The organism is Micromonospora sp. AMSO1212t (assembly GCF_008868145.1).
Taxonomy (GTDB): Bacteria; Actinomycetota; Actinomycetes; order Mycobacteriales; family Micromonosporaceae; genus Micromonospora; species Micromonospora tulbaghiae.
In genome coordinates this window covers 17,878-35,043 of sequence record NZ_WBKS01000054.1, presented here as the reverse complement: position 1 = coordinate 35,043, position 17,166 = coordinate 17,878, and the positions used below count along the sequence as shown (strand labels likewise).

Annotated in this window: 12 protein-coding genes; 3 read left to right on the top strand and 9 right to left on the bottom strand. The window is 74.7% G+C overall.

Features of this window, described 5'->3' with window-relative positions; translation table 11 throughout:
- On the top strand, positions 1 to 3,939 hold a 3,939-nt coding region (locus tag F8279_RS15955; RefSeq protein ID WP_151500371.1), incomplete at its 5' end, for an SCO7613 C-terminal domain-containing membrane protein.
- A gap of 384 nt (positions 3,940 to 4,323) precedes the next feature.
- On the opposite strand, the gene purE is transcribed toward F8279_RS15955, so the two are convergent.
- From purE to mca, 6 genes are all read right to left on the bottom strand, one after another.
- On the bottom strand, positions 4,324 to 4,815 hold the full coding sequence (gene purE, locus F8279_RS15950; protein WP_091418565.1) for a 5-(carboxyamino)imidazole ribonucleotide mutase: 492 nt from the start codon (positions 4,813 to 4,815) through the stop codon (positions 4,324 to 4,326).
- A complete protein-coding gene (locus F8279_RS15945) occupies positions 4,815 to 5,972 on the bottom strand; it encodes a 5-(carboxyamino)imidazole ribonucleotide synthase (RefSeq protein WP_091418562.1) in 1,158 nt (385 codons plus the stop codon). The genes purE and F8279_RS15945 overlap by 1 nt, the downstream gene beginning before the upstream one ends.
- Positions 5,973 to 6,036: 64 nt before the next feature.
- Positions 6,037 to 8,073, bottom strand: coding sequence for a thioredoxin domain-containing protein (locus F8279_RS15940; RefSeq protein ID WP_151500370.1), 2,037 nt, complete (start codon positions 8,071 to 8,073; stop codon positions 6,037 to 6,039).
- Between the two features lie 50 nt (positions 8,074 to 8,123).
- Entirely contained in the window at positions 8,124 to 10,619 is a 2,496-nt protein-coding gene (locus F8279_RS15935) for a bifunctional diguanylate cyclase/phosphodiesterase (protein WP_192580705.1), read from the bottom strand.
- 216 nt (positions 10,620 to 10,835) lie between these two features.
- The gene (locus F8279_RS15930; RefSeq protein WP_151500368.1) at positions 10,836 to 11,120 is read right to left on the bottom strand and encodes a hypothetical protein; all 285 of its coding nucleotides are present in this window, start codon (positions 11,118 to 11,120) and stop codon (positions 10,836 to 10,838) included.
- 48 nt (positions 11,121 to 11,168) lie between these two features.
- Complete coding sequence (gene mca, locus F8279_RS15925) at positions 11,169 to 12,050, bottom strand: mycothiol conjugate amidase Mca (protein ID WP_151500367.1); 882 nt, start codon at positions 12,048 to 12,050, stop codon at positions 11,169 to 11,171.
- Between the two features lie 239 nt (positions 12,051 to 12,289).
- Here mca and F8279_RS15920 point away from each other — a divergent pair, with 239 nt between their 5' ends.
- Both F8279_RS15920 and greA read left to right on the top strand, forming a co-directional pair.
- A complete protein-coding gene (locus F8279_RS15920; RefSeq protein WP_091418552.1) occupies positions 12,290 to 12,724 on the top strand; it encodes a DUF4307 domain-containing protein in 435 nt (144 codons plus the stop codon).
- Between the two features lie 145 nt (positions 12,725 to 12,869).
- On the top strand, positions 12,870 to 13,370 hold the full coding sequence (gene greA, locus F8279_RS15915; RefSeq protein WP_091418549.1) for a transcription elongation factor GreA: 501 nt from the start codon (positions 12,870 to 12,872) through the stop codon (positions 13,368 to 13,370).
- 154 nt (positions 13,371 to 13,524) lie between these two features.
- Here the strand turns inward: greA and ilvA are convergent, their stop codons facing one another.
- The 3 genes from ilvA to F8279_RS15900 are packed head-to-tail and all read right to left on the bottom strand — an operon-like array spanning position 13,525 to position 17,156.
- Positions 13,525 to 14,745, bottom strand: coding sequence for a threonine ammonia-lyase (gene ilvA / locus F8279_RS15910; RefSeq protein ID WP_091418547.1), 1,221 nt, complete (start codon positions 14,743 to 14,745; stop codon positions 13,525 to 13,527).
- Positions 14,742 to 15,692: a DUF4328 domain-containing protein gene (locus F8279_RS15905; protein ID WP_151500366.1), complete on the bottom strand. Its 951-nt coding sequence runs from the start codon at positions 15,690 to 15,692 to the stop codon at positions 14,742 to 14,744. The genes ilvA and F8279_RS15905 overlap by 4 nt, the downstream gene beginning before the upstream one ends.
- A gap of 51 nt (positions 15,693 to 15,743) precedes the next feature.
- Complete coding sequence (locus tag F8279_RS15900; RefSeq protein WP_091418543.1) at positions 15,744 to 17,156, bottom strand: amidase; 1,413 nt, start codon at positions 17,154 to 17,156, stop codon at positions 15,744 to 15,746.
- Positions 17,157 to 17,166 lie beyond the last annotated feature (10 nt).

The following is a 17,166-nucleotide window of genomic DNA, read 5'->3' as shown; positions in this document are numbered from 1 at the left end:
CCCCCGCCGGCCGCCCCGCCCCGGCAGCGCGCCGACGACGACCGGCCCGAGTCGGCGCCGGAGGAGGCCGCCGAGGTGCTGGGCGGTGAGACGCCGCCGGGTCCGGCCGCCACCGCCACCGCCCGGCCGGTGCCCTGGCTACCCGAGCTGACCTGGCTGCTGCACGGCGTGGCGGTCGCTGTCGCGCTGGCGTACGCGGTCACCGGCCTGCTGCGCGCCACCACGGTGCCGCCGGCCGCCGCCGCGGGTACGGTGCTGCTGCTCGCCGCCCTGGTCGCGCTGGCCGGGACGCTGGTGCTGCGCCGGCCGCCGCTGCCGGACATCGGCGCCGGCATCCTCACGCTGGCGGTCATCGGCGCGCTCGGGCGGGTCGCCTCGGTGGCCCTGCCGGGCCGGTCCCTGCTGCTCATCTCCGCCGTCATCGCGCTGACCGGGCTCGCCGTCCGGGCCGTACCGGAGACGGCCCGGCGTGGTCCGCAGATCGCCTCCGCGGTGGCGCTCACGGTCAGCGGCCTGGTGGTCGCCGGTGGCGCGCTGCGCGCCGGACTGGCGCCGGTCCGGGCCGCGTTGCCGGCCTGGTCGGCGGATCTGGCCGGATGGCACGCCGAGCTGGCCCGGGCGGTCGGGCCGACCGGCTGGCAGCTGGCGGCCAGCGCGCTGCTGCTGACCGTCGCCGCTGTGATCGCGCTGCCGGCCGAGATCCGGCGCGAGTTCGCGGTGGTCGGCGCGGCGCTCACCGCGCTCGCCGTACCCGCCTCGCTCGGTCTGGGCTGGGCGGCGGCCTGCTGGCCGATGCTGCTGACCGCTGTCGCGATCGGCGTGCTCGGGCTGACCGCACGCACCGAACGGGCCGCGGTGGCGCACGCGGTGACAGCGGCCGGGCTGGGCCTGGTCGGCGCGGGCGCGGCGCTCACGCGCCCGGCGCTCACTGCGGCGGCGCTGACGGTGCTGTTCCTGGCCGGGGCGCTGGTGTCCCTCGCCCCACGGGTCCGGCTCGCCGCCGCCGCGACGGACACGGTCTGCGCCTGGGCCGCGGGGGGCGCGGCGTTCGCCCTGCCCGGCGCCGTCGCCGCGTTCGTGGCGGCCACCGTGCCGACGCCGCCGGTCGCCACACCGGCGAACCTGCGCGAGATCACCGTGCCGATCCTCGCGGCGAGCTTCCTCGCCGTCTGCGTCACGCTCGGCTACGCCGCCCTGGTGCAGGTGGCGCAGCGGCACCTGAGCATGCCGCACGCGCTCGGCACTGTGCTCGGCGCGGTGGCCGTCGCCGCCGCCGCGTTCGGCGCTCCGGGCGCGACCTCGGCCGACGCCTGGGTGGGCAGCCTGCTCCTGGTCGCCGCCGCGCTGCTGGCGCTCGCCCCCCGCATCGACGCCGGGCGCCGGGCCGACATGTCCCTCGACGGGTCCGACCTGGCGCTGGCCTCCACCACCGTGGCGCTCGTCGCCACGCTGGCCCGGATCGCCGCGGTGCTCGCCCCCGGCGGCCAGCTCGTGGTGGCCTCCGCGCTGGTGCTGCTGGTGGCGGTGGCCGCCCGGGCGCTGCCCGAGGAGTGGCGGCGCGGCCCGATCCTCGGCATCGCCGCCGGTGGCACTCTGATCGGCCTGATCGCCGCCTGGAGCGCGTTGCGCGGCGGGCTCGGCGTGCTCGCCACCCCCGGCCCGATCTGGGCCGGTGACCTGACCGGCTGGCCGGCCGCGCCGACCGGCGGCTCGACCTGGCAGGCCCCGGTCGCGCTGGCGCTGCTGGCGGTGACAGCGGCCATCCTGCTGCCGCCACCGTGGAAGTACGACGTCTCCGGCCTGGCCGCCGTGCTCGCCACGGTGGGCGCCCCGGCCGCGTTCGACCTGCCCTGGTGGTCCCCGGTGCTGGTCGGCTGCATGGTGGCCACCGTCTACGGCATGGCCGCCGCCGCGTCGGCCGATCCCCGGGCCGCGCTGTCCCGGGCCACGGTGGCCGGGGTGGTGGCGCTGCACGCCGCCGGCGCCGGGCTGGTGCGGCCGTGGACCACAGCGCTGGCGCTGGGCAGCATCGCGCTGATCGGCGCCACGGTGGCCGCCGTGGCCCGGGCGGTCGCGCCGTCGCTCGTCGACGACGTCCGCACCGAGGGCATGCCGCCGCACCTGGTGCAGGTGGGCGGCGCGGGCGCCGGAGCCGCACTGCTCGCGATGCCCGGCGCGGTGGCCGCGCTCGCAGTCGAGTACGACCGCCCACCCCAGGTGGTGCTCACCGCCGCGCTCGCCGCCGCCAGCATCGGTCTGGCCGCGATCGCGGCGGTACGCCGGCAGGTGCCGCAGTATCTCCCGTACGCCAGCGTCGCGGTGGTCGGCGCGGCCACCGTCACCGCCGCCGCGGCGCTCGCGGTCGGCCTGCCGGCGGGCGTGTTCGCTGCCGCCGCCGCGCTGCTCGGTGTGCTCGCCGAACTGGTACGGGCCGCCACCGTCCCGCCCGCCGGTTCGGGTCGGCCGGTACGCCGCTGGACCGTGCTGCTCAACGGCGCGCTGCGGCGTGCCCCGGACGACCCCGAGCTGCGCTGGCGGGTCAGCCCGGCCGCCGGTGCGCTCGCCGCCGCGGCGCTGCCCACCGCGCTGGCACTGGCCACCCTGGCGCCGTCGCTCGTGGTGGCGCTGTTCTCGCCGTTCGCGGTGCTGAGCCGGGTGTGGCAGGGACCGCCACCGGAATTGCTGACCCCGCCGCCAGAGGCGGTCAACCCCACGCACGTGCTCACCGCGCTGCTGCTGACAGTGACCGCGGCGTTCGCCGCCACCGGGTTCAGCGGCGGGCGCCGGTCCCGGGCGGTGCCGGTGATCCTGCCCGGCGCGGCGATCACGCTGCTGATCACGCCGGTGGCGCTCGGCAAGGGCTGGCCGGTGACCGCGCTGGCCGCGCTCGCGGTGTTCACCATCTCGATGCTCGGACTGGCGCTCACCCCGCCGCCGGCGATCGCCGAGCCGGGCCGGTCGATCCGGGTGGCCCGGGTGCTGGTCTTCACGCTCGGTCTGGCCGCCGGTGGCGCCGGGCTCGCCGGCAGCCTCGCCACGAGCGACCTGACCGTGTTCACGCTCGGCGGGGCGGTCGGTGTGGGCGCCGTCGCCGCGCTGTTCGGCACCACCCGGCGCGCCCGCATCCTGGGCTGGTTGTTCGGCTCGGTGATGGCTCAGCTGTTCGTGCTCACGATCGGCCTGAAGTCCGGGCTGGCGGCGGTCTGGTCCGCGTTCGGGGTGCTCGCGGTCGGTGCGGCGTTGCAGGTGTTCGCCGCCACGCTGCCCCGGCTGCGCCGTCCCGAGGCGTACCGGGAGGCGGCCACCGTCGAGTGGAGCGGCTACGGGGCGGCGCTCATCGCGCTGGCGCTGGCGTACGACTCGCCCCGGCACATCGCCGCGCTGCTGGCCGCCTGGGGCGCGGTCCTCGGGGTGGCGGCCAGCCGTCCGGGACGCCGGCCGATGGAACGCAACCTGCTGTTCTGGGCGGTGGTGGCCTGCGAGATCAGCGCCTGGTGGATCCTGATGCGGGTGGCCGACGTGGCGCTGCCGGAGGCGTACACGCTGCCGTTCGCCGCGCTCGCCCTGCTGGTCGGCGTCCTGCAACTGCGGCACCGGCCCGACCTGTCGAGCTGGGTGGCGTACGGGCCGGCGCTGGTCACCGCGTTCCTGCCCACGCTGGCGATCGTGATCGCCACCGACTCCAGCATGCTGCGCCAGGTGCTGCTGCTGCTCGGCGCCGTCGCGGTGCTGATCTTCGGCTCGACCAGCCGGCAGCAGGCCCCGGTGATCGTCGGGGCGACGGTGACCGCGATCGCGGCCGTGCACGCGCTGTTCAGCCTCGGCCCGTGGCTGGTGCTGATCCCGGTCGGCATCGTGCTGCTGGTGCTCGGCGCGAGCAACGAGCGCCGCCGTCGCGCCCAGGAGCGCCTGCAGACCGCACTACGCGGCATGCGGTGAGCCGGTCGGGCCGGCGCGATGTCCCCAGGGCTCGGGTTCGCCCACGGTCCGCAGCGCCCCACCCGACCGCGCGCAGTTCAGTCACATTCCGTGTTGGCGGGCCGCACCAGGGGCAGCTCTCCCTTCCGCCTTTGCTCTGCATCCACGGGCGCAACGATTACCCATCGTGACGAGAGCCGTCGCCGCTCCAATGTGCGACATCACCTGAACCACAGGTCGGAGCGCTGCTGCGTCAATGGCTGCAGAGCAAAGTCGGCGGAGGGCACAAAGACCCGCCAGCCCGGCCGGTCACTTTGAGTGACCGGCAGCTCTGAATACCCAGAGTGAGCAGAGCCCGCCGCCGATCCGGTCGACGGCGGCGGCCGGTGGCGTCGCGCCGGGCGCTCAGGTCAGGGAGGCGCGCAGCGCCGCTTCCTTCTCCGCGACCAGGTCCTCCAGGCTCGCCTGGTAGGCGGCCATCTTCTCGCGCAAGGCCGGATCGGAGGCGCCCAGGATGCGTACCGCGAGCAGACCGGCGTTGCGAGCGTTGCCGATCGACACGGTGGCAACCGGCACGCCGGCCGGCATCTGCACGATGGACAGCAGCGAATCCATGCCGTCCAGGTACTTCAACGGCACCGGGACGCCGATCACCGGCAGCGGGGTGACCGAGGCGACCATGCCGGGCAGGTGAGCCGCTCCGCCCGCGCCCGCGATGATCACCTGGACACCGCGGCCGGCGGCGGTCCGGCCGTACTCGATCATCTTGACCGGGGTGCGGTGCGCCGAGACCACGCCCACCTCGTACGGCACGCCGAACTCGTCGAGCGCCTCGGCGGCGGCCTTCATGACCGGCCAGTCCGAGTCGCTGCCCATGATCAGCCCGACGGTGCTCATCACTGCCCCTCCTGGAGCCGGCGGGCAGCACGCGCGGCCCGGGCCCGTACGTCATCGAGGTCGTTGCCGAGCACTGTGACGTGCCCGATCTTGCGGCCTGGGCGGACCTGCTTGCCGTACAGATGGACCTTGGCACCGGGCTCGTCGGCGAACAGGTGGTGCAGCCGCTCGTCGATCGACATGCCGCCCGGCTCGCCGCCCAGCACGTTCGCCATCACCACGACCGGCGCGGTCAGCGAGGTGTCCCCCATCGGGTAGTCGAGCACCGCCCGCAGGTGCTGCTCGAACTGCGAGGTCCGGGCCCCCTCGATGGTCCAGTGCCCGGAGTTGTGCGGCCGCATCGCCAGCTCGTTGACGACCAGCCCGGACGGCGTGTCGAACAGCTCCACCGCGAGCAGGCCGACCACGCCGAGCGCGGTGGCCAGGTCGATGGCGAGCTGCTGAGCGGCCACGGCCTGCTCCTCGGGCAGGTCGGGCGCGGGCGCGAGCACCTCGACGCAGATCCCGTCGCGCTGCACCGTCTCCACCACCGGGTACGCGGCGACCTGCCCGAACGGCGAGCGGGCCACCTGCACGGCCAGCTCCCGGCGCAGCGCCACCCGTTCCTCCACCAGCAGCGGGGTGCCACCGGCGAGCAGCGTGGCGGCCAGCTCGCCGGCCTGGCCGGCGTCGTCGACCATCCAGACGCCGCGGCCGTCGTAGCCGCCCCGGGCGGCCTTGAGCACCACCGGCCAGCCGGTCTCCTCGCCGAAGGCGATCAGATCGGCCGGGGACTCCACCGGGCACCAGGCCGGGTTCGGCGCGCCCAGCTCGCCGAGCCGTTCCCGCATCACCCGCTTGTCCTGCGCGTGCACCAGCGCCTCGGCCGGCGGGAACAGCTTCACGCCCTCGTCGGTCAGGGCGCGGATGTGCTCGTTGGGGACGTGCTCGTGGTCGAAGGTGACCACGTCGCAGCCCTTGGCGAACGTACGCAGCGCGGCCAGGTCGGTGTGGTCGCCGTACTGGACGTCGGCGGCGACGAGCGCGGCGCCGTCGTCCGGGGCGAGCGCCAGCACGCGCAGCGACTGGCCGAGGGCGATGGCGGCCTGGTGGGTCATCCGGGCGAGTTGGCCGCCACCCACCATGCCCACGACGGGGAGACCGGTACGGGAGTCCATAGCGCCGCCAGCCTATAAGGGCCGGTGGCGGGCCGGACCGTGAGGGCGGCCCGGCCCACTCCGCTCAGCCGAGCTGCTCGATCAGCTCCTCGACCGTGGTCACCGGCCGCTGGCAGACGAAGCCCCGGCAGACGTACGCGGCGGCCCGCCCCTCGACGAGCGGCCGCCCGGCCAGCAGCGGCACACCCGGCTGATCCGGGGCGCCGGCCACCACCACCGCGCCGGGCGGGGCGTGCCGCCGGGCGGCGGCCACCAGCGGGTCACCCTCCGGGTCCTCGGTCGCCACCGCGATCTCGTACGGCCCGGACAGCAGCGCCTCGCCGACGGTGGCCGCGTACCCGGTGAACCGGGCGTGCCGGTCCACGATCGGCGCGACGGTCGACAGCGTCTTCTCGGCCGCCTCCCGGTAGCTGGTCTCCCCGGTCAGCGCCGCGTACGCCACGAGTGCCGCGACGATCGCCGACCGGCCCGACGGGGTCGCGTTGTCGGTCGGGTCGGCGGGCCGGGTGACCAGGCGTTCGGCGTCGTCGGCGGTGTCGTAGAAGGCGCCGTCCGGGCCGGCGAACCGGGCCAGCGCCACGTCGAGCAGCTCACCGGCCAGCGTCAGCCACCGCCCCTCGCCGGTCAGCTGGTGCAGTGCGCAGAACGCCTCGGCGACGCAGCCGTAGTCCTCCAGCACCCCGGCCGGCTCACCCACGATCCTGTCCCGGGACACCCGGCGCAGCCGGCCGTCCACGAGATGCACGGCGGCCAGGTGCTCGGCGGCGTCCCGCATCGCGCCGTCGGAGACGATCAGCACGCCGTCCATCAGGTTCGCGTCCTCGTCGTCGGGCGACACGAGAAGCGTGGCGACCTGCTGGAACTCCGCAATGGCGGTGATCGCGAGCCCGTTCCAGGCGGCCACCACCTTGTCGTCGCGGGCCGGCTGGGGGCGGGTGTCGCGGGCGGCCAGCAGCCGGCCCACCACGTCCCGCCAGCGGGCCCGCACCGCCGGATCGGCGTCGTCGACGTCCCGGGCCAGCCGCAGCACGCTGGTGCCGTGCTCGAACGTGCCGTCGGCGGTGACCCCGAACAGGTCCGCGGCGAACCGGCCGTCGTCCTCCCCCAGAACCTCGACGAGCTGGTCGGGAGTCCACACGTAGGTGAGCCCCTCGACGCCCTCGGTGTCCGCGTCGAGCGCCGAGGCGAAGCCCTCCCCGGCTCGGTGCAGCTCGTCGGCGAGGAACCGGGCGGTGTCACGGGCCACCCGGCGGGCCAGCCGGTCTCCGGTGAGCCGCCAGAGCTGGGTGTAGACCCGCAGCAGCAGCGCGTTGTCGTAGAGCATCTTCTCGAAGTGCGGCACGGTCCAGTGGCCGTCCACCGAATAGCGGGCGAAGCCGCCGGCGAGCTGGTCGTTGAGGCCGCCGCGAGCCATCGCCTCGCAGGTGTGCCGGACGATCTCCAGGCTGCGCGCCGAGCCGGTGCGCTGGTGGTGCCGGAGCAGGAAGAGCAGGTTCATGTGCGGCGGGAACTTCGGCGCGCCGCCGAAACCGCCGTTCGTCTCGTCGTACTCCCGGGCGAGCCCGCTCGCCGCGGCGTCGAGCAGTTCGGCGGTGAGCGGGGCGGTGACGCCGCCGACTGCCTGCGCGCCGCCGATCGCCTCGACCACGGCGGCACCCTGCCGCAGCACCGCATCGCGCTGGTCGCGCCAGGCGGTGGCGACCGAGCCGAGCAGGCGGACGAAGTTGGCGCGCGGGAAATAGGTGCCGCAGAAGAACGGGGTGCCGTCCGGCGCGGCGAAGACGGTCATCGGCCAGCCGCCCTGCCCGGTCATCGCCTGAGTGGCGGTCATGTAGACCGCGTCGACGTCGGGGCGCTCCTCGCGGTCGACCTTGACGCAGACGAAGTCGTCGTTCATCAGGCGGGCGACTGCCTCGTTCTCGAACGACTCGTGGGCCATCACGTGGCACCAGTGGCAGGCCGCGTAGCCGACCGAGATCAGCACCGGCACGTCGCGCCGCTTCGCCTCGGCGAACGCCTCGTCGCACCAGGGCCACCAGTCGACCGGGTTGTCGGCGTGCTGGAGCAGATAGGGCGAGGTGGCCTTGGCGAGTCGGTTCACCACCCGACCCTATCCACCATCGCCTTCGGACGCCGCCGGTGCGGCAGGGCTCAGGAGGCGCCGTCGGCCCGCAGCGGGAAGACGTTGCCCGGAGCGACGTCGCGCATCGACGCCAGCACCGCGGCGATCTTGTCGGCCGGCATCGGCTTGAAGAAGTGGTAGCCCTGGGCGGCGGTGCAGCCCAGCTCTGCCAGCGCGGTGCGCTGCTCGGCGGTCTCGACGCCCTCGGCCACCACCCGCAGCCCCAGCTCGTGGGCCAGCCCGACGGTGGTCCGGACGATCGCCGCCGCCTCCGGCGAGTCGGCCATCCGGAGCACGAACGAGCGGTCCACCTTCAACTCGTCGACGGCGATCCGGGTGAGGAACGTCAGCGACGAGAACCCGGTGCCGAAGTCGTCCACGGCGAGCTGTACGCCCATGCCGCGAAGCGTGGCCAGCACCTCGTCGATGACCTCCAGCTCGCTCATCACCACCGTCTCGGTGATCTCCAGGACCAGCCGGTGCGGCGGCACCTGGTGGCGGCGCAGCGCCTCCTCGATCTCGGCGGGCAGCCGCGGGTCGAGCAGGCTGCGCGCGGACAGGTTCACCGAGATCGGGACGTCCAGCCCGTCCCGCGCCCAGCCGGAGGCGACCGCCAGCGCCTTGTCCAGCACGTACCGGGTGAAGCTGCCGAGCTGCTCGCTGTTCTCCACCGGGCGGATGAAGTCGGCCGGGCCGAGCCAGCCGCGGCGCGGATGCCGCCACCGGATCAGCGCCTCCACGCCGGTCGGCGCGCCGGTCGCCAGGTCCACCGCCGGCTGCAACGCCAGCACCAGCTGGTCGTCGGCGGCCAGGGCCTCCCGCATCTCCGCGAGCAACGCCAGGTGGTCGGTGCTCGCCGCGTCGCGGGAGCTGTCGTACGCGGCGACGCTGCCGCCGCCCTCCTTCGCCTGGTACATGGCGATGTCGGCGCGCCGCAGCAGCTCGGTCAGGTCGGCCGCGCCCGCGTCGGCGACCACGACGCCCACCGCCACCTCGACGGACATCCGCACCCCGGCCACCTCGGTCGGTGCGGCGAGGCGCTCGGCGACCTCCCGGGCCTGGCGCAGCGCGTACGCCATCGGGGCCGTCCGGTCCTCGACCAGCGGCACCGAGGTCAGGAGCAGAGCGAACTCGTCGCCGCCGAGGCGCCCGAGCAGGTCTCCCGGCCGGGTCAGCGCGGCTAGGCGGTTGGCGGTGAGCCGCAGCAACTGGTCGCCCGCCGAGTGCCCGAGCGTGTCGTTCACCTCTTTGAACTGGTTCACGTCGAGCAGCAGCAGGGCCACCGGGTGGTCGTGCGCGCGCTGCCGCAGCGCCTGGTCCCCCTTGGCCAGCAGCGCCGCCCGGTTGAGCAGGCCGGTGAGCTGGTCGTGTATCGCGTCGTACGACGAGCGGGCGGTGACCAGACGCAGCTCCCGGTGCGTCGCGGCGTCGTGCAGGGCGGCGGCCAGGGCGTCGCCGAAGGCCGCCACGCCGTCGCGTTCCCGGGCGCTCGGCGGGGCGGACCGGGCGAACCGCACCCGCAGGCGGCCGACCTCGGCCGATCCCACCGCGAGGCGGCGTACCAGTTCGTGCTCCCCCGCACCGTCGCCGGCGGACGGCTCCACCTCCCGGTCGCGCACCTGCCCGCCGCGGTCGGCCCGGTAGCGGCGCCAGCGGCCCTCACCCCGGGCCACGTCGACCTCGACGAGTTCCGCGCCGAACAGCGTGAGCGCGCCGGTCACCGCGGCGGTCGCCACACCGCGCTCGTCCAGCTGGTTGAGCGCGGCGGTGGCCTCGGCGAACGCCCGCCAGGTACGCCGCTCCTGGTCGGCGCGGAGCCGGTGGCGGTAGGTCTGCTGGAGCAGCCAGAGCGGTGGCGGCAGGAGCAGCAGCCAGCGTGCGTCGAGTTCGAGCAGCGCGACGACCACCAGGCCGACCGCCACGTTGCCGACGAACATGAGCAGCTTGCCGCGCAGCGCGGCGAGCAACGGCGGCCCGATCGCGATGCTGTGCCGCAGGGCGAGCGTGACGGCGCCCAGGAAGGCGGTGGTCAGCAGGTATGTCACCGCGGCGGCGGTGAGCGTGAGCGCCAGCTCCGGGGTGGGCGCGGCGAGCAGCGGCGGCCCGAGCGCGGTGGCGACGGCCGCGGCGAGCGCGGTGGCTGCGGTGAGCGAACCGGCGATCCCCACCAGTTCCAGCGCCGGACGGCGGTCGGAGACCAGTGACATCACGGTCCAGGCGGCGCCCACGCCCAAGAGGGCGGCGGCCGGGAGCCAACCGGCCGGCACCAGCCAGAGACAGACCACGAGCGCGGCCTCGCCCCAGGTGATGCTCACCATGCCCGAGGCGCTGCGGAAGCGCAGCCGGGCGAGCTGGGCCACCGCGAACGCGGCGGCGGCGATGCCGAAGCGCGCCGGACCGGGCAGTGCCTGGTCGGCCGGCAGGTGCGACGGGACGGTGAGGCCGAGCGCGGCGGCGAGCAGACCGGTCAGCGCGACCGCGACGGTGAGCAGGACGACGCCCACCGGTGTCCCGCGCAGGCCGATCCGGTCGGGGGAACGGTCGGCCGGCTCGGTGGTCACGGGGCCGCCCCGTCAACGGGTCGGGCCGGGGCATGGTCGGGGGCCGGTGCTGTCTTCGACATCGGCGTCCCCCTTCCGCGCAGGGTCCAGGGCCTGACGGTCCCCCCGGCGGAAGGCTAAGCCAAAGCCGGTGGTCGCAACAGGGGGCGACGACCGGCTTCGACGTGATTCACGCGGTGTTCAGCTGTTCCGGTGCTGCTCGGAGCCATTGGGCGCGTTCGTCGGTGAATCCTGCTCGACGAGCCCGTCTGTCGGATCGACGACTGCGGAATCGGCCCGGCCCGGGGTGCCCTGCTGCGGGAAGCGGTCGGGCAGCCGGCGCAGCCGGGCGTTCATGTTGCGGATCAGCAGGACGGTGACGGTGGCCAGCGTGACGATCAGGAAGAGGCCCATCGGACCGGCCAGACCACCCGTGCGGGTGTCACCGAAGTTGTTCTGCGCGAGCACCTCGACGGTGGTCAGCATGGTGTTCCTCCGATGTGCGACTGAGCACCAGGGTAGACCCCGGCCGGGTCAGTGGGCACGGCACGCCTCACGTACGCCCGCGAACAGGTCGGACTCGGGCAGCGGGCTGTCGACCAGCGAACGGGCGAGTTGGAAGTCCTCCGTCGGCCAGGCGCGCTTCTGCAGCTCCATCGGCACCTGGAACCAGAAGCCGTCCGGATCGATCTGGGTGGCGTGCGCGCGCAGCGCGTCGTCGCGGACCGGGAAGTAGTCGGCGCACTCGACCCGGGTGGTGATCCGGGCGCCCTTGTCGGGGCGCTCGTCCCAGCGCTTCATCCACTCGCCGTACGGCGACTCGAGCCCGGCGGCGAGCACCGCCTCGTGCAGGCTCATGATCTTGGCGCGGGAGAAGCCCACGTCGTAGTAGAGCTTCAGCGGCTGCCACGGCTCACCCAGCTCGGGGTGGCGCTCCGGGTCACCGGCCGCGTCGAACGCCGCCACAGTGATCTTGTGGGTCATGATGTGGTCCGGGTGCGGGTAACCACCCTCCTCGTCGTACGTGGTGACGACGTGCGGGCGGAACTGCCGCATCAGGCGCACCAGTGGCGCGGCGGCGACGTCCACGTCCTGGAGGGCGAAGCAGCCCTCCGGCAGCGGCGGCAGCGGGTCGCCCTCGGGCAGCCCGGAGTCGACGAAGCCGAGCCACGCCTGCTCGACGCCGAGGACGGCCCGGGCGGCGTCCATCTCGGCCCGCCGGATGTCACCGATGTTCGCCCAGACGTCGGGGCGGTCCATCTTGGGGTTGAGCACACTGCCCCGCTCGCCACCGGTGGCGGTGACGACCAGGACGTCCACCCCCTCGGCGACGTATTTCGCCATCATGGCGGCGCCCTTGCTCGACTCGTCGTCGGGATGGGCGTGCACCGCCATGAGACGCAGCTGTTCTGCCACCTTCGGCGCTCCTCGTCTGTGCCCGCCGACCGAACCGCCGGTCGGCTGACCTGCCGGAATCTCCCCCCGCGCCCGCGAAAGCCCCCGTTGACGGCCGGCCGGGCCCGCCACCGGAGTGGCCAGGGCCACGCCCGCCGGTCCAGGCCGACCTGCCATCCTTGACTCAGCGCCGGGCTGGGAAGATGGACCTAGCCATTCTTGCCGATGCCGCCGACAACAACGCCAGGAGATACCCGCCGGTGAGCGAGACGCACGCCACAGTCGCCGCGGAGGCGCCGGCCTTTCCGCCGGGCCGCTACGGCCGCCGCCGCGAGCCGGGACGCCGCCGGCCTCTCCTGCTCGCCCTCACGGTGACGGTCCTGCTCGCCGTCCTCGGGCTGGGCGCGGCGAAGCTCTACTACCAGTACGGCGACCCGGAGTACCAGGGCGAGATGATCAGCTACACCGACATCACCGACTCCCGGGTGGTGGTCGACTTCCGGGTCACCGTGCCCCCGGGCGGCTCCGCCACCTGTCTGCTGCGGGCCCGCTCCCACGACGGGGCCCAGGTGGGCAGCGCCGAGGCCACCGTGACCGCGGAGCCCGGCCAGCGCCACATCCGGACCCGGCAGGAGGTGCCCACGAGCGCCCGGCCGTTCATCGGCGAGGTCCTGCGCTGCCGGCCCGCCGGCTGAGCCGGGCCGCCGGCGAGTCGCCGGCCACCACACCCCGGTCCCGTCACCGGCACCCGGGGTGATTGATCACACCTCGACGCGACCCGCACTGGTAGCCTTGCAAGTTCACCTGTCAGCCAGTCCGCACCAATCGAGGAGACCGCCTGTGTCCACAAATGGAAACAAGGCGCCCGCCACCTGGCTGTCCCAGGACGCCTACGACCGCCTGCAGGCCGAGCTCGACGAGCTGATCGCCAACCGGCCGGTCATCGCCGCCGAGATCAACGCCCGGCGCGAGGAGGGCGACCTGCGGGAGAACGGTGGGTACCACGCCGCCCGTGAGGAGCAGGGCAAGGCCGAGGGCCGCATTCTCTACCTCAAGGAGCTGCTGCGCACCGCCAAGGTCGGTGAGGCGCCGGACGCCGACGCGGTGTCGCCGGGCATGGTCGTGAAGATCTACTTCGACGACGACGCCGACGACAGCGAGACCTTCCTGCTCGGCTCCCGGGAGATCGCCTCCACCACCGACCTCACGGTCTACAGCCCCGAGTCCGCGCTCGGCAAGGCGATCCTCGGCGGCAAGGCGGGGCAGACCTGCACCTACACCGCGCCCAGCGGCGCCGATATCAAGGTGACCATCGTCTCCTTCGAGCCGTACAGCGGCTGACCCCTCCGGACCCGCGCCGGATGGCTCGGGTCCCGAACCCGACCGAGGCTGACAGGCCCTCCTCGGACCCGAGCCGCACACCCGAACGCCCCGACCGGATCATCCGGCCGGGGCGTTCGCGTTTCCGCTGTGGCGTTCGCGTTCCGCCGGAGGCTCAGCCCTCGCCGGTGAAGACCACCTGGTAGCCGCTGGCTCGCAACGCGCTGATCAACGTGTCCGAGTGCTCCACTCCGCGGGTCTCCACGGACAGGGCCACCTCCACCTCGCCGAGCCGCAGGTGCGGGTTGGCGCGCTGGTGCACCACGTCCACCACGTTGGCCCGGTGCTCGGCGATCTCGCCGAGCAGGGAGGCGAGCTGGCCGGGCCGGTCCGTGCAGCGCACGGTGATCCGCAGGAACCGGCCGGCCGCCGCCAGGCCGTGCTCGATCACCCGGAGCATGAGCAGCGGGTCGATGTTCCCGCCGGAGAGCACCGCGACGACCGGCGCGGTCACCTCCACCGCGCCGGCGAGCAGCGCCGCCACGCCGACGGCGCCGGCCGGCTCGACGACCTGCTTGCCGCGTTCCAGCAGCATCAGCAGCGCCCGGGAGATGTCCTCCTCGGAGACCGTGACGACCTCGTCGACGAGCTTGCGGACATGGGTGAAGGTCAGCTCGCCCGGACGGCCGACGGCGATCCCGTCGGCGATCGTCGCGAACGAGGGCAGCCGCAGCGGCTCGCCGGCCCGCAGCGAGGGCGGGAAGGCGGCGGCGCTCGCCGCCTGGACCCCGATCACCCGTACGTCGGGACGCAGCGCCTTGGCCGCCACCGCCATGCCCGAGACCAGCCCGCCGCCGCCCACCCCGGTCACGATGGTGCGCACGTCCGGGCACTGTTCGAGGATCTCCAGCGCCACGGTGCCCTGCCCGGCGATCACGTCCGGGTGGTCGAACGGGTGGATGAACACCGCGCCGGTCCGCTCGGCGAAGGTCTGCGCCGCGACGAGCGACTCGTCCACCGTGTTGCCGACCAGCTCGATCTGCGCGCCGTACCCCTTCGTCGCGGCGACCTTCGGCAGCGGCGCGTTCACCGGCATGAAGACGGTGGCGTGCGCGCCGACCAGCCCGGCGGCGAGCGCCACCCCCTGGGCGTGGTTGCCGGCGCTCGCCGCGACCACGCCGCGGGCCCGCTCCTCGGCCGAGAGCCGGGAGATCCGCACGTACGCGCCGCGCACCTTGTACGACCCGGCGCGCTGGAGGTTCTCGCACTTGAGCCAGACCGGCCCGTCGAACGCAGCGCTGAGCGGCCGCGACGGCTCCAGCGGGGTGGTACGGGTGACACCGGCGAGCAGTTCCCGCGCGGCCTGTACGTCGGCGAGACCGACCAGTTCCGTCATGCCCCGATCGTGCCACCCGAGGCGGGCGGAGCCTGCGGCGACGTCGTCGAGGCACCGTCCGCGCCGTCGCGGGGACCAGCGCGCTCGAAGGCGCCGGGCGCGGCAGGCGCGAAGGCGGCAGGCGCCGGCGCGGCGGGCGCGGGCCAACCCGGCTGTCCGGGCCAGACCGGCCGACCGGGCCATGCCGGTACTGCCCGCGACAGCCGGTCCTGCTGGGCGGCGGAGATCCGGCGGATCAGTACGACGAACGCGATCCCGGCGACCAGGCAGGCCACCGCCGGCACCAGCCGCGGCCCGAGCGCGTCCTCGTAGAAGCGCACGTACGTGCCGAACTCCGCGTCGTTGCGGGGCAGCTCGGTCAGCCGGTCGTAGCGCTGCTGCTCGGCCCGGGCGACGAACCGGTCACCGATCAGGAACACCAGCCAGCTCGCCCACCACACCCCGACCAGCCAGGACTGGCGGCGCTGCCAGACGCTGTTGCGGAGCAGGTCGGCGAGCACCCGGGCCGGTACGACGAGGTTGACCAGCGGCACCAGCCACCCGGCGATCGCCCACGCCGGGCTGAGGTTCGGCACCGCGCCCGGGAACGCGTCCAGATTCTTGCGGGCCCGCCAGGTCCAGATGACCACGAGCGTCCCCGCGGTCAGGAGGGCGAGCAGGTAGGGCAGCGAGAACAGCACCTCGGCCAGCACCGCGCCGAGCAGCACGTCCCGGTCGAGCTGCTCGGCGGCCGAGCGGGCCATCCGCACACCCACCAGCGGGAACAGGGCCGTCAACAGGTAGCACAGGGTGGCGGCGCCGACCGCGATCGCGCCGGCCACGGCCAGGCCACGCACGCCGTACGTGGGCACGCCGGGACTCACGGCGGGCTGACCGACCCGGGTGCCGCAGCGCCGGCACTCCTCATAGGCCGGGGACGTGGCGTCCCCGCAGGTCTGGCAGTGCATCGGGGACCGTCCGAGGTGGTGTGCGCGACAGGGTGCGCACACGCTAGACGATCACGCGGTGGCCGGCGACCCCGTTCCGACGCGGGGATAGCCGGGGGCGTGCCGGGCCCACGGCGCCTGCATCTCGAACTGGCCGGCCACCCCGAGCAGCAGCAGTTCCGAGCCGGGCGGGCCGACGAGCTGCACACCGACGGGCAGCCCGTCCGGGCGGCGCCCGACCGGCACCACGATCGACGGCAGCCCGGCGATGTTCCACGGCGCCGCGTACGGGGCGTACCTGATGTTCGTCGACATGTTCGCCAGCCAGGAGCGGCCGGACCAGCCGGCGGCCTCCGGCGGCGGCCCGGCCAGCGCCGGGGTGAGCAGCAGGTCGATCGAGTTGTCCGCGAAGAAGTGCACGGACCGTTCGCGCCAGGCGGCCCGGTCGGTCTCGCGCACGTACCCCCGGCGCTGCGCCCACTCGCCGAGCGTGACGTGCCGGCGGCTGCGTCGCTGGAGTTGACGCGGCGCCACCCCGGCGGCGCGCACGTCGGCGGCGGCCGCCGCGAACCAGGTGGCGATGCCCTGGAGGCCGAGCCGGGTCGGGTAGACCGGGTCGGCGGGCACGGTGTCGTGGCCGGCGGCGGCCAGCAGCCGGCCGGCGGCGGCGACCGCGTCCCGGTTCGGCGCGTCCGGCGAGACGCCGCGGACCGGCGAGCGCAGCGAGACGCCCACCCGCAGCCGCTCCGGCGGGACCAGCTTGTCCGGCCGGCGGCCGGCCAGCACCGAGAAGCCGACCACCGCGTCGGCCACCGTGCTGGTCAGCATGCCGTGCTCGGTGAGGCCGAACCAGTCGTCCGCGCCGAGCTGGCACGGCACCACGCCCCGGCCGGGCTTGAGCCCGACCAGACCGCAGCAGGCCGCCGGGATGCGGATCGAGCCGAGACCGTCGTTGCCGTGGGCCATCGGCACGAGCCCGGCGGCCACCGCGGCGGCGGCGCCGCCGGACGAGCCGCCGGGGGTACGCGTCAGGTCCCACGGGTTGCGGGTCACCGCGCTGGCGTCGTCGGTGAGCGCCCACAGGCCCAGCTCCGGCATCCGGGTCACGCCGAGGATGACGGCGCCCGCGCCGCGCAGCCGCCGGACCACCTCGTGGTCGGCCTCCGCCACCTCGGTACGCATCGCCGCCGACCCGTTCCAGGTGGGCAGGCCGGCCACGGGCGTGTTCTCCTTGACCGCCACCGGCACGCCGGCCAGCGGCAGGTTCGCCAGTTCCTCCTGCTCGTCGACCTTCTCCGCCTCGGTGATCGCCTCGCCGCCGCGTACCGCGCGGAACGCGCCCAGCTCGGGATCCACCCGGGCGACGTGGTCCAGGTGGTCGGCGACGACCTGGGTGGCGGAGACGTCGCCACGGCGTACCGCCCGGGCGATCTGTTTCGCGGTCGTCCCGACCCAGGTCGTCGGCAAGATCTCCGGCACTGCCACCCTCCCCAGC